This window comes from Nitratireductor sp. GCM10026969, from assembly GCF_042660605.1.
Lineage (GTDB): Bacteria > Pseudomonadota > Alphaproteobacteria > Rhizobiales > Rhizobiaceae > Chelativorans.
Genome location: NZ_JBHSUM010000067.1, coordinates 1 through 22,025, shown reverse-complemented (window position 1 = coordinate 22,025; position 22,025 = coordinate 1). Strand labels below are relative to the sequence as shown.

The window sequence follows — 22,025 nt, the reverse complement described above, 5'->3', positions numbered from 1 at the left end:
CGCCGACGAGGAAGACGCCGCCCGCATGGCCCGCCTCGCGCAGTGCGAAGGCGGCGCGCACGCCGCACGCGCCCGCGCCGATGATGACGATATCGCCCATCGCCGTCAGGCCACGTCGATGAAGACGCGGCCATTCTCCACTTTCACGGGATAGGTCTTGAGGTTGATGCAAGCCGGCGCGCCCTTGGCCTCGCCCGTGCGGTAATCGAAGCGGCCATTGTGCTTCGGACATTCGATGATGTGGTCCATCACCAGCCCGTCTTCGAGGTGCACATGCTCGTGCGTGCACAGGCCGTCCGTGGCGAAGAATTCGTCCTCGGGGCTGCGATAGATGGCAAAGGTGCGGCCGTCGTGATCGAAGCGGATCAGGTCCTCTTCATCGACATCGTCGGCGGCACAGGCTTCCACCCATTCGGCCATGGCTTGTCCTCCCTTCGTTGCTATTCGGCAGCGGCGGCCGGCAGCGCCAGGTCGTGAAACTCGGCCCGGTAGGGCTTTGCCGACGGCGGCAGTTCGCGCTTGATGAAATAATCCTCGTAACGAAGCTGTCGCAGGAAGGTGGGCAGCATCTCGCGGTAGCCGTCGAGGATCGACCTGTTCGGTGCCGGCAGGTCGTGCTTGATCATCTCATGCAGCTTCGGCAGCGCGTGGTAGGGCACCATGGGGAACATGTGATGCTCCACATGGTAGTTCATGTTCCAGTAGATGAAGCGGCTGATCGGATTCATGTAGACCGTGCGGCTGTTGAGCCGGTGGTCGGTGACGTTGTCGGCCAGACCGCCATGCTGCAAGAGGCCGGTCATCACGTGGTGCCAGGCGCCGTAGAGCCGCGGGCCACCGATCAGAAGGAAGGGCAGGATCGAGCCCGTCGAGATCGCCGCCGCGGCGGTGGCGGCGTAGATCGCCACCCAGATCCGGGCAATCCGCACCACCTTCGACTGCTCCTGCTCGGGAATGAACGTCTTTTCCTCCGCGCTGACGATGCCGGCGGCGTTGCGGACCATGTCGATCGTCGCATGCCAGACGTCGATGATGCCGAAGAAGTTGAGCACCAGGCGCGCAAGATCGGGCGGGCGCATGACGGCGATTTCCGGATCACGACCGACGATGATCGTATCGGTGTGGTGGCGCGCGTGGCTCCAGCGCCAGGTCACCGGGTTGCGCATCATGAAGAAGGAGGCGATCTGGTAGACCGCGTCGTTCATCCAGCGCGTCTTGAAGGCGGTGCCATGGCCGCATTCGTGCCAGCGCGAGTCGCCGGCCGAGCCGTAGAGCACGCCGTAGGTCAGGAAGAAGGGGATCGACCACACCGACGGCCAGAGCCAGACCGCCGCCCCTGCAAACACGGCCATCGAGCCGAGCCAGACGATCGTGTCGCGGATGGCCGGCCCGTCGCTGCGCTTCATCAGCGCCTTCATCTCCTTGCGGGGAATGTCCGTATGATACCATTCCGCCGAGGCGAGGCCGGTTTCCACCGCGCGCCGGGCGTCGGGGCCGACGAGGCTGTAGTCGCGTTTACCCATGCCGTCTTACCTCCTCCAATGGCGTCGATGCTATGCAGGGCCGGCACGCAGCTCAAGATCAATGCAATCTTTTCTATCATTTTCCATCAGGATATGATGGAATTGGATGATGGCTATGATTGCGGGAGGAATTGATGGGTAGGCGGCCCACCATTGCGGATCTGGCGCAGAAGGCGGGCGTGAGCGTCGCCACGGTGGACCGCGTGCTGAACGGCCGCCACCGGGTGCGCGAGGAAACGGCGCGGCGGGTCTACGAGGCGGCCGAGGAGATCGGCTATCACGCCACCGCACTCATCCGCCAGCGCATCACCGCCGGCCGGCCGAAGATGGATTTCGCCTTCCTGCTGCAGAAGGAGAAGCAGCCCTTCTACCAGGCCTTCGGCGAAGCCTTGCGGGAGGCGGCCGACGCAATGGCCGACGTGCGCGTCAATGCGCATATCGAATATGTGGCAAACCAGACGCCGGCGGCGGTGGCCGAGCGGCTGGAGGTGCTCGGCCGCAACGCCCAGGCCATTGCCGCCACCAGTCTCGACCACCATGCCGTCACCCAGGCCGTGGACAAGCTGAAGGCGGAGGGAAAGCCGGTCTTCTCGCTCCTGTCCGATTTCGCCCAAGGGGTGCGGGAAAGCTATGTCGGGCTCAACAATCTGAAGGTCGGACGCATGGCCGCGTGGCTCATTTGCCGCACCGCGCCGCGCACGGGCAAGGTGGCGATCTTCGTCGGCAGCCACCGCTGGCACGGGCATGAGCTGCGCGAAACCGGCTTTCGCAGCTATTTCCGGGAATATGCGCCGCAGTTCGAGATTCTGGAGACGCTGGTGAACATGGAGACCCGCCAGGTCACCTACGAGGCGACGCTCAGTCTTCTCGACCGACACCCGGACATCGCCGGCTTCTACGTGGCCGGGGGTGGGATGGAAGGCGCCATCGGCGCGTTGCGCGACGAACCGCCCCATCCGCTGCCGGCGGTCGTCGTCAACGAGCTGACGCCCGATTCCGCCGCCGCCCTGCAGGAGCATCTGATCGTCGCCGCCATCGCCACGCCGCTGCCCCGGCTCTGCCGCCTGCTTCTGGAACATATGGCGAGCGTGGTGCGCAACGGCCCGTCGGAAACGCCGGGCCAGATCTTCCTTTCGCCCCATCTGCATATTCCTGAAAGTTTATGAGGTTTGAGAGGGGAGCAAGGACGTTAAATCTATCACTGATGATAGTTCTTCTTTCAAGAATGCGTTGACCGGCGCGGCTCCTCTGCTCATGCTCGTGGATGGGAAGCCTGACATTGGGAGGAGCCTTGAGCATGGTCGCGCACGATCCGGTTTTCGCACTCAACCACATGTGTGCGCCTGATCTTTCCATTTCCGCTCTTTGCGAACTTGCAAGGGATCTCGGCGCGGCCGGTATCGAAATCCGCAACGACATCCCCGGCAATGCGATCGCCGACGGCACGCCGCCGGCCTCGGTGGCGCGTGCGGCCGATGAACATGGAATGCGCATCCTCTCCATCAATGCGCTGCAGCGTTTCAACGCCTGGGACGGCGCGCGCGAAGAAGAGGCGCGGGCGCTTATTGCCTACGCCCGCGCCTGCGGGGCGGAAGCCCTGGTGCTGGTGCCGACCAATGACGGCACGGGCCGCGCCAACGGCGAGCGGCAGGCCAATCTGCGCATCGCGCTGAAGGCCTTGCGGCCGATGCTCGCGGAGGCAGGGATCGTCGGCCTGGTCGAGCCGCTCGGGTTCGAGACGTCGTCGCTGCGCTGCAAGGCCGAGGCGGTGGAGGCCATCGAGGCCCTTCAGGCCGGCAGTACGTTCCGTCTGGTCCACGATACGTTTCACCACCATCTGGCCGGCGAAACGCAGTTCTTTGCCGCGCATACGGGCCTGGTCCACATCTCCGGCGTGACCGAAGGCGCCCTCGAAACCGTCCGCATGCGCGACGGGCACCGGGTCCTCGTCGATGACGGCGACCGGCTCGGCAACATCGGTCAACTTCGCACGCTGATGGACGCCGGCTGTACGGGCTGCGTCTCCTTCGAGCCGTTTTCCGAATCTGTGCACCGGATGCCCGACCGCCAGGCCGCGCTGGCGCAAAGTATGCGCTTCGTGGCGGAGGGTGTGCGCCGATACGCCGCCTAAGGCTGTGGAATTTCCTTGACGGTGCGGACAAAAATGGAATAAATATTTTATATCGTCGCCAATATGGCGAGAATGTTCCATTCTCGAGAGAGGAGAAGCGGCAGGGTGGAGCCTGCGGAGGTCTTCCCTCCGGCGCCTGCTTCCCGCCTCGGAATTCCGGTCAAACCGGGTGCCGCCGGACACCCAACCCGTGTGGAGGAGCAACCAAATGAAGAAGCTTTTGCTGGGCGCGGCCGTTTCGGCGCTGATGACCACCTCGGCCATGGCCGAGACGATCGGCGTCTCGATGGCGCTGTTCGACGACAATTTCCTGACCGTCCTGCGCAACGGCATGCAGGACTACGCCGCCGAACTGGACGATGTCGAACTGCAGATCGAGGACGCACAGAACGATGTCGGCAAGCAGCTCAACCAGATCCAGAACTTCATCGCTTCCGGCGTGGACGCGGTCATCGTCAACCCGGTCGATACCGATGCCACCGTGGCGATGAGTAAGGCCGCCGCAAACGCGGGCGTGCCGCTCGTCTATGTCAATCGCGAGCCGGTGAATGTCGACGAGCTTCCCGAGAACCAGGCCTTCGTGGCCTCCGATGAGCGCGAGTCCGGCACGCTGGAAACGCAGGAGGTTTGCCGGCTCCTGAAGGAGCAGGGCAAGGATGAGGGCGCCAAGATCGTCGTCATGATGGGCGAATTGTCGAACCAGGCCGCGCGCATGCGCACCCAGGACGTGCACGACGTGATCGCCACAGACGAGTGCTCCTTCATGGAAATCGTGGAGGAGCAGACCGCCAACTGGCAGCGCACCGAGGCCGCCGATCTGATGACCAACTGGCTTTCGGCCGGACTCCAGTTCGATGCGGTGGTCTCCAACAATGACGAGATGGCCATCGGCGCCATCCAGTCCATGAAGGCGGCGGGCATTTCGATGGACGAGATGATCGTCGGCGGCGTGGACGCCACGCAGGATGCCCTGGCGGCCATGAAAGCCGGCGATCTCGACGTGACCGTGTTCCAGGATGCCGCCGGCCAGGGCAAGGGCGCCGTCGACACGGCGCTGAAGCTTGCCAACGGCGAAGGGATCGAGGACCAGAAGGTCTACATTCCCTTCCAGCTCGTCACGCCCGAGAACATGGACAAGTTCACGAGCATGAACTGATGACGGCCGTTCCGGCGGGCAGGCTGCCTGCCCGCCGGCGGTCCGGCACCCGGTCCGGCACCGGGTGCCTCAAAGGGAGGTCGGCATGGCGGAAAGAACTGTCACGAGCCAGGCGGAACCGGTTGCCGCCCCGGCGGTCACGGAGAGCGGCAGGAAACCGCGGTCCCACGAGCTCAATGCGCTCATCGGCCTGGCGGGCATAGCGCTCATCTTCGAGATTCTGGGCTGGGTGTTCCAGGGCCAGAGCTTTCTTTTGAACACGCAGCGCCTGAGCATCATGATCCTTCAGGTGGCAGTCGTCGGCATCATTGCCGTCGGCGTCACGCAGGTGATCATCACCGGCGGCATCGACCTGTCGTCGGGCTCCATAGTTGGGCTGACGGCGATGGTGTCCATGAGTCTGGCCCAGGTCAGCAGCTATCCGCGCGCGGTCTATCCGAGTCTCACGGACCTGCCGGTCGTCATCCCGGTGCTGGCGGGGCTCGCCTGCGGATTGGCCGCCGGCTTCATCAATGGCGCGCTTATCGCCTACACGCGGATTCCGCCCTTCATCGCCACGCTGGGGATGATGGTCACCGCGCGCGGTGCGGCGAAGTGGTACACGCGTGGCCAGCCGGTTTCCTTCCCGACCGATAGTTACGCGGCCATCGGCCAGGGCATGATGCCGGTGGTGATCTTTCTCCTGGTTGCCCTGCTGTTCCATATCGCCCTGAAATACACCGTCTACGGCAAGCATACCTATGCGATCGGCTCCAACGAAGACGCGGCACGGGTCTCCGGCATCAATGTCGAGCGGCACCTGATCCTGGTCTATTCGATCGCCGGCATTCTGGCATCGCTGGCGGGCATCGTCATCGCTGCACGCGGGCTGACCGCGCAGGCGGGCATGGGCATGATGTACGAGCTGCAGGCCATCGCCATGGCGGTGATCGGCGGCGTGTCGCTTTCGGGCGGCCGCGGTACGGTCGTCGGCACGGTCATCGGCGCCGTAATCTTCGGCGTCATCATCTCCGGTTTCACCTTCCTGCGGCTCAGCGCCTACTATCAGGAGATGATCATGGGCGCGATCATCGTCGCCGCCGTGGTGGCCGACGTCTACCGTCAGCGGTTCCGGACAAGCGCGCGGTGAGCCGCGAGAGGCGTGGGAGGTAAGGAAATGACCCAAAGTGACCCCCGGATCGTCCTTCAGACGGAAGGCCTGTCCAAATATTATGGCGGCGTGCATGCGCTGGAGGACGCAGACTTCACGCTCCATGAGGGCGAGCACGTCGCCATCGTCGGCGACAACGGCGCCGGTAAATCCACCTTCGTGCGCCAGATCACCGGCGTGGAGCAACCGACGGCCGGCAAGATCTTCTTCGAGAGCAGGGAGGTGGAGTTCCACAGTCCCATCGATGCGCGCGACGTCGGCATCGAGGCGGTGTTCCAGAACCTGGCGCTCGCCGACGACCTCGACGTGCCGTCGAACATCTTTCTCGGACGCGAGGAGGTTTACTTCAATCTCGGCCCCTTCAGCTTCCTCAACGAGAAGAAGATGGTCAAGCGCTCGATGGAGGCGCTGGAACGCACCGGCGTGAAGATCCCGAACCTGCGCAACAACATCGCCAACATGTCGGGCGGGCAGCGCCAATGTGTGGCGATATCGCGCGCGGCGAGCTTCGCCTCCAGGCTGATCATCATGGACGAGCCGACGGCGGCCCTCGGCGTACAGGAGACGACGCAGGTGGAGAACATCATCCGCGGCCTGAAGGAGCAGGGCATTCCGCTCATCCTCATCAGCCACAACCTGCGCCAGGTCTTCAATCTCGTGGACAAGATCTGGGTCTTCCGCCGCGGCCGTATCGCCGGCATGCTGGAGGCCGACAAGACCGACGGCAACGAGGTGGTCTCGCTGATCACCGGGGTGAAGTCCGGCGTGCACGAGAACGCGAGCTACATCTGATCTCCGCCCTTCCGGCGGCGCAGGCCGCAGGAAGGGCACCGTCGCAGCAAGTGTAACCATTTCGGACCCGTCATGCAGAACAAGGACACACGCGCCGTCATCGTGGGAGGCACACAAGGGCTCGGCCTCGCCATCGCCCGGCAGCTTGTGGAAGAAGGCTGCAGGCAACTGGTGCTCTCCGGGCGCGATCGCGAGAAGGGCCGAGCCGCCGCGACGGAGCTTGCGGCCCTCGGCTGCGAGGCACATTTCGTGGCCGCCGACCTCGGCGTTGTCGACGATTGCCGTGCCCTGATCGCCGAGGCGGGCCGGCTTGTCGGACCGCCCAACGCCCTGGTGAACGCCGCCGCCGCTTGCGACCGGGGTTCGCTGCTCGACACCACGCCCGAGGTCTGGGCGAAACTCATGGATGTCAACGCACGGGGGCCCTTCTTCACCATGCAGGCCTTCGTGAGACAGGCATTGGAGCATCGGCTGCCGGCCTCCATCGTCAATATCGTGTCGATGGTCGTCCATTGCGGACAGTCCTATCTGGCGCCCTATTCCGCCTCCAAGGCCGCGCTCGCCAACATCACCAGGAATACGGCCCAGGCCCACCGCGGCGATCGCATCCGCTGCAACGCGATCGCCTGCGGCTGGATGGACACGCCCGGCGAGGACGCCACCCAGAAGCGGTTTCACGGCGCCTCGGATGACTGGCTGGCCGAGGCCGAGGCCAAGCAACCCTTCGGCCAGCTCGTCAAGCCGGCCGAGGTGGCGCCGCTTGCAACCTATCTGCTCTCGCCGCACTCGGGCGTCATGACCGGGGCGGTGATCGACTGCGACCAGAACGTGGCGGGGGCCTATCCCGAGTAGGCCCGTTGCGAACCGAAAAGAGCAACCTTCCAATTGTGAAAGACAACGGAAAATGACAGTGAAATTCGGCCTCCTCGGCGCCGGGCGCATCGGCAAGGTCCATGCCAAGGCGATCTCCGCGAACGCGGATGCGGAACTCGTGGCCGTCGCCGACGCCTTTGCCGATGCGGCGAACGCCATCGCTTCCGCCTATGGCTGTGCGGTGCGTACGGTCGAGGAGATCGAAAAGGCTGACGATATCGACGCCGTCGTTATCTGCACGCCGACCGACACACACGCCGACCTCATCGAGCGGTTCGCCCTGGCGGGCAAGGCGATCTTCTGCGAGAAGCCCATCGACCTCGATCTCACCCGCGTGAGATCCTGCCTGAAGGTGGTGGAGGAAACGGGCGCCACGCTGATGGTCGGCTTCAACCGCCGTTTCGACCCGCACTTCGGCGCCGTGCGTGCAGCGATCGACGAAGGCAGGATCGGCGATGTCGAGATGGTGCAGATCACCTCGCGCGATCCCGGCCCGCCGCCGGCCGGCTACATCAAATCGTCCGGCGGCATCCTGCGCGACATGACGATCCATGACTTCGATATGGCGCGCTTCCTGCTCGGCGAGGAGCCCGACACCGTCTTCGCCACGGCCTCGGTCCTAGTCGACCCCGAGATCGGGGCGCTCGGCGACCATGACAGCGTTTCGCTGGTGCTCACCACCGCGAGCGGCAAGCACTGCGCCATCTCCAACTCGCGTCGGGCCACCTACGGCTACGACCAGCGCATCGAGGTCCATGGCTCCAGGGGTGCCGTCTCGGCGGAGAACCAGCGGCCGGTTTCGATCGAGGTCGCGACCGTCGAGGGCTACACGAGGCCGCCACTGCACGATTTCTTCATGACACGCTATACCGAAGCCTATGCAGCCGAGATGGCGGCCTTCATCGCCGCCGTCTCCGGCGGTCGGCCGGCCGCTCCCACCGGCGAGGACGGGCTCAAGGCGCTGGCGCTGGCGGAGGCCAGCTACCGTTCGCTAGCCGAGGGCCGGGCCGTGAAGATGTCGGAGGTGATGTGACCGCGGCCCGGCTTCGGCCGGGGAGGTTTAGAGAGGCCGTGGAGCGACGGCAGGGAGAGATGATCTCCGGGACTGAAGGACAGCGCATGGACGCACGCCCTGCACCGGCCAGCATCGAAGAACTGCTCGACCGCATCGTCGAGGTCGCCGATGACCTTCCGAAGCGGCTCAGGCAGTGCGCGGACTATGTGGCCGCCAATCCCGAGCGTATTGCCGTCTCTACGGTGGCCGAGATCGCCGAGGCGGCGGGCGTAAAGCCTTCGGCCTGCATGCGTTTCTGCCAGGTGCTGGGCTTTTCCGGCTTCTCCCAGATGCAGCGCCTCTTCCGCGACGCCTACGCGCAGAACTGGCCGGACTACGCGACACGGCTCGAAAAGCTGCGCGAAAGCGGGACGGGCAGCCCGACCGCGCTTCTGGCCGAGTTCATAGATGCGGGCCGGACATCGCTGGAAAACCTCGCCACGACCGTGGACCCGGACATTCTCGAATCGGCGATCGAGGTGCTGTCGAAGGCGCGCATGGTGCACATCGTCGGCTTGCGCCGGGCATTCTCCGTTGCCGCCTATCTAGCCTATGCATTCGAGAAGATGAACGTGCCGACCATGCTTCACGATAGCGTCGGCAAGCTCGACAGCCGTCATGCCATTCGCGCCGGCGACGCCGTGATCGCGGTGACCTTTTCGCCCTACTCGTCCGAGACGGTGGAACTGGCGGATGCCGGTCGTCGCGCCGGCGCCGACGTGGTGGCGATCACCGACTCGCCGGCAAGCCCGCTGCGGCCGGTGACACAACTGCTGCTCACCGTGTCGGAGGCCGATTTCGGCGATTTCCGCTCGCTTTCGGCCACGCTGTCGCTCGCCGTCACACTGGTGGTCGCCGTGGGGACGACAGCCGATCGGATCCGCGAAAAAGGATGAGGGAAGAGTAACATGGCAAAGCCCCTCGACGTCATCACCATCGGCCGCTCCTCCGTCGACCTTTACGGCGCCCAGGTCGGCGGCCGGCTGGAGGACATGGGCTCCTTCAACAAGTATATCGGCGGCTCGCCGACCAACATTGCCGCGGGCGCGGCGCGGCTGGGGCTCAAATCGGCGCTGGTCACGCGCGTCGGCGACGAGCATATGGGCCGCTTCATCCGCGAGGAGCTTGAGCGTGAAGGTGTCGATGTACGCGGCGTAAAGACCGATCCGGAGCGGCTGACGGCTCTCGTGCTCCTCGGCATCCGCGACCAGGAGCAGTTTCCGCTGATCTTCTACCGCGAGGATTGCGCCGACATGGCGCTCTGCGAGGACGACATCGACCCGGCCTTCATCGCCGAGGCGCGCTGCGTCTGCGCGACCGGCACGCACCTTTCCCACCCGCGCACGGAAGCGGCGGTGCTGAAGGCCCTGCGGCTTGCGCGCGAGAGCGGGGCGAAGACCGCGCTCGATATCGACTATCGCCCCAATCTGTGGGGACTTGCCGGCCACGGCGCCGGCGAAAGCCGCTTCATCGAGTCCGGGCGCGTGACGGCCAAGCTGCAGAAGACGCTGCCGCTATTTGACCTGATCGTCGGGACGGAGGAGGAGTTCCATATCGCCGGCGGCTCCACCGACACGATTGAAGCGCTGCGCACCGTGCGCCGGCTGACCGATGCCGTGCTCGTGTGCAAGCGCGGCCCCATGGGGGCGGCCGCCTTCACTGACGACATTCCCGATACGCTGGATGAAGGCGTGGCGGGCGAGCACTTCCCCATCGAGGTCTTCAACGTGCTGGGTGCCGGCGACGGCTTTATGGCAGGGCTCCTGAAAGGGTGGCTTACGGGCGAGGACTGGCCGACCACGCTGAAATACGCCAACGCCTGCGGCGCCTTCGCCGTTTCCCGCCATGGCTGCACGCCGGCGTATCCCTCGTGGGAGGAGCTGCAGTACTTCTTCCGCACCGGCATCCGGAACCGAGCGCTGCGCAAGGATGCCGCGCTCGAGCAGGTCCACTGGTCCACTACACGCAAGGGCGAACGGTCGGAGATGCGCGTCTTCGCCTTCGACCACCGCATGCAACTCGAGGAGATGGCCGACGACATCGGGGCGCCGCGCGCGCGCATCGGCGATTTCAAGGTGCTGTGCCTGGAGGCCGCGCAGCGGGTAGCCGGCGGCAACTCCGGCTACGGCATCCTGTGCGACGGCAGGCATGGGCGCGAGGCGCTCTACCGCGCCGCCGGCAGCGGGCTGTGGATCGGCCGCCCGGTGGAATGGCCGGGCTCGCGCCCGCTCGAACTGGAGCCGGAGATCGGGCCGGATTTCGGCGGGCTGGTCGAATGGCCGCTGGAGCACGTGGTGAAGGTCTTGTGCTTCTATCACCCCGACGATGACGCGGAGGTGAAGGAGCGGCAGGAAGATGTGGTCAAGCGTCTCTTCGCTGCCAGCCGCCGCAACCGGCTGGAGATGCTGCTCGAGATCATCCCTTCGAAAGTGCGCGCCGCGGACGCCCAGGCTTCCGCCGCCGTGATCGAGCGCTTCTATGAGATCGGCGTCTATCCCGACTGGTGGAAGCTCGAGCCGATGACATCGCACAAGGCATGGGAGAATGCCTGCAACGCGATCACGCGTAACGATCCCTACACCCGTGGCATCGTGGTGCTGGGGCTCGACGCGCCAGCGGAGGAACTCGAGGAGAGCTTCACGGTCGCCGCCGGCTTCGATCTGGTGAAGGGCTTCGCCGTGGGCCGCACCATCTTCGGCGAGGCCGCGCGGCGCTGGCTTGCCGGCGAAATCGGCGACGATGAGGCCGTCTCCTCCATGGCGCGCAAATACGAAGCCCTGTGCGCGGTGTGGGACCGCGCGCGGGCCGAGCAAGGGAGGGCCGCATGAAGACGATCCGATTGACCGCCGCGCAGGCCGCCATCCGCTTTATCGCGGCGCAGATGAACGAGGACGGCGTGCCGTTCCTTGCGGGCGTCTGGGCGATCTTCGGCCACGGCAATGTGGCCGCCCTCGGCGAGGCGCTTTACGCCGAGCGCGAGAAGCTGCCCACCTATCGCGGCCACAACGAGCAGTCCATGGCCCATGCGGCGATCGCCTATGCCAAGCAGCTTCGCCGCCGCCGCGCCATGGCCGTCACCTCCTCCATCGGCCCCGGCGCCACGAACATGGTGACGGCGGCGGCACTCGCCCATGTGAACCGCCTGCCGGTGCTCTTCCTGCCGGGCGACGTGTTCGCAAATCGCGGGCCGGACCCGGTGCTGCAACAGGTGGAGGACTTTTCCGACGGCACGGTGAGCGTCAACGACTGCTTCCGCCCGGTCTCGCGCTACTTCGACCGCATCACCCGGGCGGAGCAGCTTCTGACGGCGTTGCCGCGCGCCTTCCGCACGATGACCGACCCGGCCGATTGCGGCCCGGTGACGCTCGCCTTCTGCCAGGACGTGCAGGCGGAGGCCTATGACTGGCCGGAAAACTTTTTCGAACCGAAGATCTGGCGGCAGCGCCGCGTGCAGCCCGATCCGGTCGAGGTCGAGGAGGCGGCGAAGATCATCGCAAACGCAAAGGCGCCGGTGATCGTCGCCGGCGGCGGCGTGCACTATTCCGACGCCCACGAGGCGTTCCAATTCTTCATCGAGGCCCATCAGATCCCTGTGGTCGAGACCCAGGCCGGCAAGTCGGCGCTGCCTTGGTACCATCCGCTCAATCTCGGTCCGGTCGGCGTGACCGGCTCGTCCAGCGCGAATACGCGCTGCGCCGAGGCAGACGTGGTCATCGGTGTCGGCACCCGGTTCCAGGATTTCACCACCGGCTCATGGTCGCTCTTTTCGCGGCCGGGGCGCCGGCTCATCAGCCTGAACGTCAACGCCTACGACGCGGTCAAGCATGGCGCGACACCCCTTTGCGCGGATGCCTGCGTCGGGCTGGAGGCGCTGTGGCGCGCGCTCGGCGACAAGCGCTTCGATCCGCCCCAGCCGAAGCTGAAGGCGGATTGGTTCGCCGCTGCCGACGCGGTGACGGCCGCGCCGACGGACACCAACGCGCTGCCGACCGACATGCAGGTGATCGGCGCCGTGCAGCGCGCGGCGACCGAGGATACCGTTGTCATGTGCGCGGCCGGCACCATGCCGGGCGAACTGCACAAGCTGTGGAAGGCGGGCCGTCCCGGCTCCTACCACATGGAATACGGCTATTCCTGCATGGGCTATGAGATCGCCGGCGGGATGGGCATCAAGATGGCCGAGCCCGACCGCGACGTGGTCGTGATGGTCGGCGACGGCTCCTACATGATGATGAATTCGGAGCTCGCCACGGCGGTGACGATGGGCATCAAGATCACCGTCGTCGTCACCGACAATCGCGGCTTCGGCTGCATCAACCGGCTGCAGATGTCGACCGGCGGGGCCGAGTTCAACAATTTGCTCGACCATGCGCACCACGTGAACCCGTCGCAGATCGACTTCGTCGCGCATGCGGCGTCGATGGGCGCGCATGCCGAGAAGGCGGGCTCGATCGCCGAACTGGAGGATGCCCTGGCGCGTGCCCGGGCGGCCGACGGGCCGTTCGTTGTCGTCATCGATACCGATCCCTATCCGTCGACCGAGGCCGGCGGCCACTGGTGGGACGTGGCCGTGCCGGAAGTCTCCGAGCGCGAGCAAGTCAACACGGCGCGCGCCCGCTACGAGGCCGCGCTCAAGGAGAGAAGCTGAACATATGATCCGCTACGGCACAAATCCGATTGCCTGGTCCAACGACGACGATCATTCCATCGGCGGGCATATCCCGCTGGAGCAGTGCCTGCGCGAGGCGGCCGAGATCGGTTTTGCCGGCATCGAGAAGGGGCACAAGATGCCCTCCGACGGTGCGACACTGAAAGAAGTGCTGGCCGCGCATGGACTCGTCTTCGTTTCCGGCTGGCATTCGACCAACCTGCTCGTCAACGACATCGAGACCGAGAAGCGCTCCATCCAGCCGCATCTCGACATGCTGAAGGCGAACGATTGCAAGGTCTGCATCGTCTGCGAGACCTCGAACGCCATACACGGAAACGATGCCGTGGCGCTGAAGGACAAGCCGGTGCTGGAGGAGGAGAGGTGGCCGGCCTTCTGCGCCGGCGTCGAGGCCCTGGCCGAATACGCCGCGGGGCAGGGCATTCACCTCGTCTATCACCATCATATGGGTACCATCGTCCAGACCCGTAAGGAGATCGACCGCCTGATGGCGGGCACCGGGCCGGCGACGAAGCTGCTGCTCGATGCGGGCCACGCCTGGTTCGGCGGGGCCGATCCGGTGGACCTGGCGCGCGCCTATGCAGATCGCGTCGGCCATTTCCATGCCAAGAACGTGCGCCCCGAAATCCGCAGGCAGGTGGAGGAGGACGGGCTCTCCTTTCTGGAAGGTGTGCGGCGCGGTGTCTTCACCGTGCCTGGTGATCCCGAAGGCGCGCTCGAGTTCACGCCGGTGCTGAAGGTGCTGGCCGAGCACGGCTATGACGGATGGCTCGTCATCGAGGCCGAGCAGGACCCGCTGAAAGCGGATCCGGTCCGCTATCAGTCGATGGGGCTGAAGGCGCTGCGCGAGGCCGCGTGGGCAGCCGGTCTGGACGCGTCCTGAGGGCTGTCTATATTCGCCTGATGAACAAGCTCTTCGATCTCGACCATCCCTTCTTCCGTCCGCTCTGGCGGCGCGTGGCGGTCACCGCCCTGTGCCTTGGCTGGGGCGCCTTCGAATTCGCCTCGGGCTCGCCCTTCTGGGGCACCCTGTTCGGCGGCCTCGGCCTCTATTGCGTCTGGGGCTTTCTCCTGAACTACCAGCCCCAGGACGGCACAGACAACGAGAACTGATAGGAGATGAAGCCAATGCCCGACCTCCTGGTGAAACCCGCAGGCAGTGCCGGCAAGGTGCACGACGTCACCCCGCGCACGGCCGGCTGGAGCTATGTCGGTTTCGGCCTCTACCGTTTAAAGCCGGGAGAGACCGCCCAGGAGGAGACAGAGGACACCGAGGTGATCCTGGTGCTGGTCGAGGGCAAGGCGGAAATCGGTGCCGGGGACAAGGATTTCGGCGAGCTCGGCGAGCGCATGGATGTCTTCGAGCGCCTGCCGCCGCATGCCGTCTATATCCCCAACGGCTCTCATTGGCGGGCGACGGCGACGACGGAATGCACGCTCGCCGTCTGCGCGGCTCCGGGCAAGGGCGGGCACGACGCCCAGGTGATCGGGCCGGCCGGCATTTCGCTCGTCGAGCGCGGCAAGGGTGCCAATACGCGCTTCATCAACAATATCGCCATGGAAGACCGGGACGTCGCCGACAGCCTGCTGGTAACGGAGGTTTATACGCCCCAGGGCAACTGGTCCTCCTATCCGCCGCACCGGCACGACGAGGACGACTTCCCCGACATGACCTATCTCGAAGAGACCTATTATCACCGCCTGAACCCGGCCCAGGGCTTCGGCTTCCAGCGGGTCTTCACCGACGACGGCGATCTCGACGAGACCATGGCCGTCGAGAACCACGACGTCGTGCTGGTGCCGCGCGGTCACCACCCCTGCGGTGCGCCCTACGGCTACGAGATGTACTACCTCAACGTCATGGCCGGCCCCCGCCGCGCCTGGCGCTTCAAGAATCATCCCGACCACGACTGGATCTTCCAGCGGGATCGGGAGCGTTGAGGGACAGAACATGTGCCGTGTCGTTGAATCTGCATTATGATCGACACAGATAGACGGTTACAAAGCGCCAACGCCGGAGATTGGCGGAAACCTCCTCCTCCTTCGTCATCCTCGGGCCCGACCCGAGGATCCATGCCGTAACGGTGACGATGAGCTCGGCGTTTCCGGCATGGGCGCCCGGTGCCGGAAGCGCCGGGTGAGCGCGGAGAGGGAACGGCATGGATCCCAGGGTCTCCACCTCGCTCAGCTCGGCTCCGCCCTGGGATGACGAAGGTGGGCGATGTTGCCGGCTGACCGGCTGCGTCGACGCCCGCCATGTGCTTGCTGCTGGGCGCGAGTTCTCTCCTGTCGTCATCCTCGGGCTTGAAGGATCATGCCCAAACGGTGCAGCGCCGCCAGCGATCCTCACACTGGGAGCAGCCTCACCCCTCCGCGAATGTCAACTGGACCTTCACCGCCTGGCTGCGGTCGCCGGCGCGGGCGAAGGCGGCTTGGGCTTCCTCCAGCGGATAGGAACCGGAGATGATCGGGCGCACGTCGATTTCGCGGCGGTCGATGAGGCGCACGGCCTCGGCGAACTCCGGGTCGAAACGATGCGAGCCGATCAGGTGGATCTCCTTGCCGACCAGGAGGTTTGCAGGAATCGGAAGCTCGCCGGTCACGCCGAGCTGCAAGATCGTGCCCTGCGGGCGTACGGATCGTATGGCGCTGGAAAGCGCCGGACCGGCGGCGGAGCATTCGAACGCAAGATCGAAGACGCCCTTGTCCGCGCAATAGGGATCGAGCGCGTCCGCCTCGCGCGCCACATTGACCGTCTTCGTTGCGCCCATTGCACGCGCGACTTCCAGCACGGCGTCCTGCAGATCGGTAACGACGATTTCGGCCGCCCCGGCATGGGCACAAGCGGCCGCCGTCAAGACACCGATCGGCCCCGCGCCGGTGACCAGCACGCGCTTGCCTTTCACCGCACCCGCCCGGGCAAGAGCGTGCAGGCAAACGGCGAGCGGCTCCGCGACCGCGGCTTCGGCGAGGCTCGTCTCAGGGCCGACTTTCACGCATTGAAAGGCTTCCGCCACGATCAGGTCGCGAAAGCCGCCCTGTTCGTGGGGAAAGCGGAGCGCCGATCCGTAAAAACGCATGTTCAGGCAATGCTGGCGCAGCCCCTGCCGGCAATAAGTGCATTCGTTGCAGGGCCTACTCGGATTGAGCGCCACACGGTCGCCCCGTGACAGACCTTCGACCGCATCGCCCACGGCTGCAATCGTGCCCGCAACCTCATGGCCGAGAATGATCGGCTCGCGCACCCGGATCGGACCGAAGCCGCCATCGTGATAATAGTGCAGGTCCGAGCCGCAGATGCCGCCGGCGCCGATGCGCACCAGGACTTCGCCAGCCCCCGGTCCTTCCACCGGCTGACTTTCGATGCGGATGTCGTGCGGGGCGTAGAGACGGCAGACCCGTGTTTCCATCGTCAGTGCCTCAATCGAAGATAACGGAGGGGAGCCAGGTCGAGAAGACCGGGAAATAGGAGACCAGCAGCAGAACGATGATGTTGGTCAGAAGGAAAGGTGCAATGGCCCGCACCACCGGCGCCAGCGGCAGCCGCGCGATACCCGCGCAAACGAACAGGCACACGCCGACCGGCGGCGTGGTCAGGCCGATCATCAGGTTCAGCACCGCGAAGGTGGCGAAGTGCAGCGGGTCGACCCCGACGCTCTGCGCGAGCGTCAGCAGCGGCACGAAGAGAACGATCAGCGCGGCGATGGTCTCCATGAACATGCCGATGAACAGCAGGAAGAGATTGATCAGCAGGATGACGAGGAACTTGTTGTCGGTGACCGACAGCACTGCCTGCGCGACCATCTGCGGGATGCGCTCGGAGACGAGAATCCAGCCGAACACGTTGGCGAAGCCCACCAGGGCGAGGATGGCGGCGGACGAAATGGCGCTGTCGATGACGACCTTCGGCACCTTCATCAGCGGCAGTTCGCCATAGATGAACACGCCGACGATAAAGGCATAGACGCTCGCGACGACCGCGGTCTCCGTCGGCGTCATCATGCCGGAGAGAAGCCCGCCGACGATCAGCGCCGTCATGGCAAGTGCCCAGAAGGCGCTCAGGAAGGAGCGGCCGAGTTCAGCGAAACCCTGCCAGGGCTGGTGCGGAAAGCCGCGCCTGACAGCAATGATGTAGACCGTCACCATCATGGCGAGGCCAAGCAGGATGCCGGGAATCGCGCCGGCCATGAACATGCGGCCGACGGAGATGCCCGACAGCGAGCCGACGATGATCATGGGCACGCTGGGCGGGATCATCGGACCCACGGTGGAGGAGGCGGCCGTGACCGCGGCGGAGAAGTCGCCCGGATAGCCGACCTTCTTCATGCCGGGAATCATCACCCCGCCGATGGAGGCGGCGTCGGCCACGGCCGTGCCCGAAATGCCGCCGAAGAGCATCGAACCCGCGACATTGGAAAGGCCGAGGCCCCCGCGCATCCAGCCGACCAGTGCATTGGCCATACGGATGATGCGCTCGGTGATGCCGCCGTGGTTCATCAGGTTTCCGGCGAGGATGAAGCCGGGGATGGAAAGCAGCACGAAGACGTCGATGCCGGCATACATCTTCTGCGGCATGACGACGAGCGGAATGCCGGCCGAAAGGAGATAGCACATGGAGGCGAGCCCGAGCGTCACCGCTACGGGAATGCCGGCGGCCAGGCCGCCGACGAAGACGCCGATCAGGATGGCGAGACTCATTGCGGCGTATCCGCATCGGAGACGGGGCGCCCCTCGCTCCGCCCGGTCAGCATCGCCAGGGCACGCAGAAGGGCGAACAGAAGAAGACAGCCGATCAGGACGAGCATGGCGCCATGGATGTAGCTCATCTGCCAGCCGAGCGCCGGTGAGGTCTGGAAATTGCCGATCATGGCGAAGCGCCAGGAAGGCACGATGAGCGCGGCGCAGAGCGCGACGGTCGCCGCCGCCGACACGAACCGGAGAATGAAGGGGAGCCGGCCCGGCAGCGCCTCGCTGACGATGTCCACATTGACGAGGTCGCCGGACCGATAGGAAAGTCCGACACCGAAGGCCGTGAGATAAAGGAGTGCGAAACGCGTGAGCTCTTCGGTCCAGACGGGCGAGCGATTGAAGACCGAGCGGCCGAGCACCTGCACCAGGACCGAAAAGATCAGCACCGCAAAAGCAAGGCCCACCGCGAAGCGGAAAAGCGCGATGATCGCCGCGTAAAGCTGTTTCCACATGGCCGGTTCGGCTCCTCGCGAGACGGGCGGAGAAAGCGGCGGCGGTTTCCCGCCGCCGCCTTTGAGTTTACTGGTTGAAAAGGTCTTCGACGACCGGCCGGATTTCCTCGTTCACGTTCTTCAGAACGGCATCTTGGCCTTGTTCGGCAAAGGCCTCCTGGTCGACCTCGACGAAGGTCATGCCGGCTTCTTGAAGCGTGTTTGCGAGGCGCTCCTCATCCTGGAGGAACAGCTCGCGCTCATAGTCCTGCGCGCGCCGGGCGGCTTCCATCACCGCCTCCTTGTCCTCGTCGGAAAGCTCGTTCCAGGTCATCTCGGAGATGGTGAGGTAAATCCAGGAGCGCACGTGCTCGGTCAGGTTCACGTGGCTCTGGACCTCGTTGAAGTTCGCCGAATGGATGAGGGCGAGCGGGTTTTCCTGACCGTCGATGGTGCCGTTCTGCAGCGAGGTGAACACCTCCGAGAAGGCCATCGGCGTGGGGCTCGCGCCGAGCGCGTCCCAGAAATCCACGAACAGCGGCACGTTGGGCACGCGCAGCTTCATGCCGTCGAGCTCGTCCGGCGAGGTAATGGGGCGGTTGGACGTCAGGTTGCGCGGCCCGCGCGCGAAATAGGCGATGGGGCGGATCTGCGCCCGCTCGATGATCTGCTGTTCGATCTGGTCGCCGATCTCGCCGCTTGCCACCTCGTCCATGTGCTCGAGGCTCTTATAGGCGTAGGGAACGGCGAGAAGCGCGGCCATGGGCGCCCAGTTCTGCAGGCTCTCGCCGGTGATCGTCATGTCGGCCGTGCCGAGCTGCATGCCGTTGATGAGGTCCATCTCCTTGCCGAGCGACTCGTTGGGATAGACCTCGACGGTGATGCGCCCGTCGGTGAGCTTTTCGAGCTCCTCGCCGAACTTTAAGGACGCCTTGTGCCAGCTGTTTTCCTCGTTGGCGAGATGGCCGAGTTGCAGCGTTCGTTCCTGGGCGACGGCGGAGCCTGCCAGCACAAGCGCGCCGGCGAGGCCCGCGAGAAGCGTCTTTGCGAACGGTTTCATCGTGTTTCCTCCGTTTTGGTGGGTTCGGTTTGGTTCATCTGCCGTGCTCCGCCGTCTCGAAGAAATCCGGGCGGGTTGCCGCGATGGTCGGCAGATCGGTGAGGATCTTGCGCAGATGCGTGCGCATTGCCTCGGCCGCGCCTTCCGGATCGCGGCGAATGATGGCGTCGGCGATATTGCTGTGCTGGATCACCAGTTCGCGCTTGGAAAAGTGCAGGGCGCTCAGATAGCGCACACGGTCCATCTGCAGCTTGACGTCCTCGATCACCTTCCAGGCGTAGGATTTGCCGGCGGCGTCGGCGAGCGTGCGATGGAAGCGCTCGTCCAGCGCCAGGAAGGCTTCGGCCTCGCTGTCGGGCAGTGCCCGCTGGCGGGCGATCTGGTCCTCAAGCGTCCGCACCAGCCCTTCGTCGACATTCTCGGCCACCAGCTTGACGATGTCGGCCTCGATCGCCTCGCGCACGAAACGCGCGTCCATCACAGCGTCGGGGGAAATCTTGCGCACCAGCGTCCCGCGCTGCGGGCGGACCTCCACAAGCCCGTCTTCTGCAAGCTTGATGAAGGCTTCGCGCACGGGCTGGCGGCTGAGCGAATAGGTCCTTGCGACCTCGGATTCGGAAATGCGGCTGCCCGGCGGAAGGTCGGCGCTGACGATCCGCTCGCGCAGGATGCGATAGAGCTGCGGGCCGATCGGCACCCCTTGCTCCAGCGTCCAGTCCGTGCGCGGCTCGATGTTCATCGCTGCTATCCTCCAGGGTCCTTTTCTAATGCCATACTTCCATACTAGTCAACAGATAGATTTCTTGATACCAGCCATGGTAGCGGCATATGGGCGTCCGGCGCCGTGCGACGATCGATGGTCGCACGTCCCGGCGCGGTGAACGACGAAAAGGGTGGAGCATGAGGCAGACGTGGCGCTGGTTCGGGCCGAAGGATCTCGTTTCGGTGGATGAAATGCGGCAGGCGGGCGTCGAGGGCGTGGTCTCCGCCCTCCATCACGTGCAGAGCGGCGCCGTCTGGATGCCGGACGAGATCACCCGCCGCCAGCGCGAGATCGCCGTCATGGGCGGCGGTGCTCCTTCGGGCCTTAGCTGGGAGGTGGTGGAGAGCCTGCCCGTCTCCGAGGACATCAAGAAGCAGAAGGGTGCCTGGCGCGAGCACATCGCCAACTACAAGATGAGTCTGAAGAACCTCGCCGCCGCCGGGATCGAGACCGTCTGCTACAATTTCATGCCGGTCCTCGACTGGACCCGGACGGATCTCGCCTGGCGCCTGCCCCATGGCGGCACGTGCATGCGCTTCGACTATGTCGACTTCGCCGCCTTCGACATTCATATACTTGAGCGCTCCGGCGCGCGCGCGGATTTCCCCGAGCCGGTGGTCGAGGAGGCGGCCCGCCGCTTCGCCGAAATGGATGAGGCGCGAAAGGCCGCACTCGCCCGCAACGTCGCCTTCGGCCTGCCCGGGGCGGCGGAGCACCTGACGCTCGAGGGGCTGAAAGCGCATCTTGACGAGTACGGCGCCGTTTCGCCCGAGCAGTTGCGCCGCCATTTCATCGCTTTCCTCGAAGAGGTGGTGCCGGTCGCCGAAGAGGCCGGCATCCGGCTGTGCTGCCATCCAGACGATCCGCCTTTCCCGCTCCTGGGCCTGCCGCGCATCATGTCGACGGAGGCCGATTATGCCGCCGTCATGCAGGCGGTCGACTTGCCGGCCAACGGGATCACGCTGTGCTCGGGCTCGCTCGGTGCCCGGCCCGACAACGATCTGCCGGGCATGATGCGGCGGCTCGGCGCGCGCGTGCATTTCCTGCACCTGCGCAACGTCAGGCGTGACACGGAGGCATTGGTCGGTTCCTTCTACGAGGCCGAGCATCTGCAGGGAGGTACGGACATGGTGGCGCTCATTGCCGAAGTGGTGAAGGAAGAGGCGCGCCGCAAGGCGGCCGGCCGCGCTGACCATTCCATCCCCATGCGCCCGGATCACGGGCAGGACATCCTGGACGACCTGAAGCGCCGGGCGCAGCCGGGCTATCCGGCGATCGGCCGCCTGAAGGGGCTGGCCGAGCTGCGCGGCATCATGACGGCGCTCACCCATCAGCAATACGGGCTGGCGCAATGACCGGGCGGCTGAACGCAAAGACGCTGGCCGGCCTGCCGGCTTCCCTCGGCCGGCCCGCCTACGATCCGGCCGATCACGGCGTCGGGATCATCCATATCGGCGTCGGCGCCTTCCACCGTGCCCATCAGGCCGTCTACACCGATGCCGCGCTGGGCCAAGCCGCCGCCGACTGGCGGATCGACGGGATTAGCCTGCGCAGCACGGAGATCGCCGATGCGCTCAACCCGCAGGATGGCCTGTTCACGCTCATCGAGCGCGGCGCGGCCACATCGGCGCGCATGATCGGCAGCATCCGCCGGGTGATCGCCGCCGCGCGCGA

21 protein-coding genes and 1 pseudogene are annotated in these 22,025 nt (G+C 65.4%); 15 read left to right on the top strand and 7 right to left on the bottom strand.

Going from position 1 to position 22,025, the window contains the following annotated elements; genetic code table 11:
• Positions 1-105 precede the first annotated feature (105 nt).
• Together ACFP9U_RS14515 and ACFP9U_RS14510 are read right to left on the bottom strand one after the other, a co-directional pair.
• The gene (locus ACFP9U_RS14515) at positions 106-420 is read right to left on the bottom strand and encodes a MocE family 2Fe-2S type ferredoxin (protein ID WP_378622465.1); all 315 of its coding nucleotides are present in this window, start codon (positions 418-420) and stop codon (positions 106-108) included.
• Between the two features lie 20 nt (positions 421-440).
• Positions 441-1,523: a fatty acid desaturase family protein gene (locus ACFP9U_RS14510; protein ID WP_378622463.1), complete on the bottom strand. Its 1,083-nt coding sequence runs from the start codon at positions 1,521-1,523 to the stop codon at positions 441-443.
• A gap of 134 nt (positions 1,524-1,657) precedes the next feature.
• Between ACFP9U_RS14510 and ACFP9U_RS14505 the strand changes: the two genes are divergently transcribed.
• The 13 genes from ACFP9U_RS14505 (at position 1,658) to iolB (ending at position 15,289) form a co-directional block, all read left to right on the top strand.
• Complete coding sequence (locus ACFP9U_RS14505; RefSeq protein WP_378622462.1) at positions 1,658-2,689, top strand: LacI family DNA-binding transcriptional regulator; 1,032 nt, start codon at positions 1,658-1,660, stop codon at positions 2,687-2,689.
• A 131-nt stretch (positions 2,690-2,820) separates the two neighbouring features.
• The gene (locus ACFP9U_RS14500) at positions 2,821-3,654 is read left to right on the top strand and encodes a TIM barrel protein (RefSeq protein WP_378622460.1); all 834 of its coding nucleotides are present in this window, start codon (positions 2,821-2,823) and stop codon (positions 3,652-3,654) included.
• A gap of 208 nt (positions 3,655-3,862) precedes the next feature.
• Positions 3,863-4,810, top strand: a complete 948-nt coding sequence (locus ACFP9U_RS14495) for a sugar ABC transporter substrate-binding protein (RefSeq protein WP_378622458.1) — start codon at positions 3,863-3,865, stop codon at positions 4,808-4,810.
• Between the two features lie 85 nt (positions 4,811-4,895).
• Positions 4,896-5,939, top strand: coding sequence for an ABC transporter permease (locus ACFP9U_RS14490; RefSeq protein WP_378622457.1), 1,044 nt, complete (start codon positions 4,896-4,898; stop codon positions 5,937-5,939).
• Positions 5,940-5,966: 27 nt separating this feature from the next.
• Positions 5,967-6,752, top strand: a complete 786-nt coding sequence (locus ACFP9U_RS14485; RefSeq protein ID WP_378622455.1) for an ATP-binding cassette domain-containing protein — start codon at positions 5,967-5,969, stop codon at positions 6,750-6,752.
• A 72-nt stretch (positions 6,753-6,824) separates the two neighbouring features.
• Positions 6,825-7,604 carry an SDR family oxidoreductase gene (locus ACFP9U_RS14480; protein WP_378622453.1) on the top strand — a complete coding sequence of 260 codons (780 nt, stop codon included), beginning with the start codon at positions 6,825-6,827 and terminating at the stop codon, positions 7,602-7,604.
• A 52-nt stretch (positions 7,605-7,656) separates the two neighbouring features.
• Positions 7,657-8,658, top strand: a complete 1,002-nt coding sequence (gene iolG / locus ACFP9U_RS14475) for an inositol 2-dehydrogenase (RefSeq protein WP_378622452.1) — start codon at positions 7,657-7,659, stop codon at positions 8,656-8,658.
• Between the two features lie 86 nt (positions 8,659-8,744).
• On the top strand, positions 8,745-9,575 hold the full coding sequence (locus ACFP9U_RS14470; RefSeq protein WP_378622450.1) for a MurR/RpiR family transcriptional regulator: 831 nt from the start codon (positions 8,745-8,747) through the stop codon (positions 9,573-9,575).
• Between the two features lie 12 nt (positions 9,576-9,587).
• On the top strand, positions 9,588-11,507 hold the full coding sequence (locus ACFP9U_RS14465) for a bifunctional 5-dehydro-2-deoxygluconokinase/5-dehydro-2-deoxyphosphogluconate aldolase (RefSeq protein WP_378622448.1): 1,920 nt from the start codon (positions 9,588-9,590) through the stop codon (positions 11,505-11,507).
• Entirely contained in the window at positions 11,504-13,327 is a 1,824-nt protein-coding gene (iolD, locus tag ACFP9U_RS14460; RefSeq protein ID WP_378622446.1) for a 3D-(3,5/4)-trihydroxycyclohexane-1,2-dione acylhydrolase (decyclizing), read from the top strand. Before ACFP9U_RS14465 ends, iolD begins: the two co-directional genes overlap by 4 nt.
• A 4-nt stretch (positions 13,328-13,331) precedes the next feature.
• Entirely contained in the window at positions 13,332-14,231 is a 900-nt protein-coding gene (gene iolE, locus ACFP9U_RS14455; RefSeq protein ID WP_378622445.1) for a myo-inosose-2 dehydratase, read from the top strand.
• 20 nt (positions 14,232-14,251) lie between these two features.
• Positions 14,252-14,461: a DUF3329 domain-containing protein gene (locus tag ACFP9U_RS14450; protein WP_378622443.1), complete on the top strand. Its 210-nt coding sequence runs from the start codon at positions 14,252-14,254 to the stop codon at positions 14,459-14,461.
• Between the two features lie 15 nt (positions 14,462-14,476).
• The gene (iolB, locus tag ACFP9U_RS14445; RefSeq protein WP_378622441.1) at positions 14,477-15,289 is read left to right on the top strand and encodes a 5-deoxy-glucuronate isomerase; all 813 of its coding nucleotides are present in this window, start codon (positions 14,477-14,479) and stop codon (positions 15,287-15,289) included.
• Positions 15,290-15,711: 422 nt separating this feature from the next.
• Here iolB and ACFP9U_RS14440 read toward each other — a convergent pair whose 3' ends face one another.
• The 5 genes from ACFP9U_RS14440 to ACFP9U_RS14420 form a co-directional block, all read right to left on the bottom strand.
• On the bottom strand, positions 15,712-16,758 hold the full coding sequence (locus tag ACFP9U_RS14440) for an L-idonate 5-dehydrogenase (RefSeq protein WP_378622440.1): 1,047 nt from the start codon (positions 16,756-16,758) through the stop codon (positions 15,712-15,714).
• Between the two features lie 10 nt (positions 16,759-16,768).
• Positions 16,769-18,046: a TRAP transporter large permease gene (locus ACFP9U_RS14435; protein WP_378622438.1), complete on the bottom strand. Its 1,278-nt coding sequence runs from the start codon at positions 18,044-18,046 to the stop codon at positions 16,769-16,771.
• The gene (locus tag ACFP9U_RS14430) at positions 18,043-18,549 is read right to left on the bottom strand and encodes a TRAP transporter small permease (RefSeq protein ID WP_378622436.1); all 507 of its coding nucleotides are present in this window, start codon (positions 18,547-18,549) and stop codon (positions 18,043-18,045) included. The genes ACFP9U_RS14435 and ACFP9U_RS14430 overlap by 4 nt, the downstream gene beginning before the upstream one ends.
• A 67-nt stretch (positions 18,550-18,616) precedes the next feature.
• Positions 18,617-19,588 (bottom strand): TRAP transporter substrate-binding protein, encoded by a 972-nt coding sequence (locus ACFP9U_RS14425; protein WP_378622434.1) that lies wholly within the window; start codon positions 19,586-19,588, stop codon positions 18,617-18,619.
• Positions 19,589-19,622: 34 nt separating this feature from the next.
• Positions 19,623-20,327 (bottom strand): GntR family transcriptional regulator, encoded by a 705-nt coding sequence (locus tag ACFP9U_RS14420; RefSeq protein ID WP_378622433.1) that lies wholly within the window; start codon positions 20,325-20,327, stop codon positions 19,623-19,625.
• A 161-nt stretch (positions 20,328-20,488) separates the two neighbouring features.
• Here ACFP9U_RS14420 and uxuA point away from each other — a divergent pair, with 161 nt between their 5' ends.
• Together uxuA and ACFP9U_RS14410 are read left to right on the top strand one after the other, a co-directional pair.
• A complete protein-coding gene (gene uxuA / locus ACFP9U_RS14415) occupies positions 20,489-21,706 on the top strand; it encodes a mannonate dehydratase (RefSeq protein WP_378622431.1) in 1,218 nt (405 codons plus the stop codon).
• Positions 21,703-22,025 (top strand): annotated as a pseudogene (locus ACFP9U_RS14410) (mannitol dehydrogenase family protein); the annotation flags it as partial. The gene uxuA and the pseudogene ACFP9U_RS14410, both read left to right, overlap by 4 nt.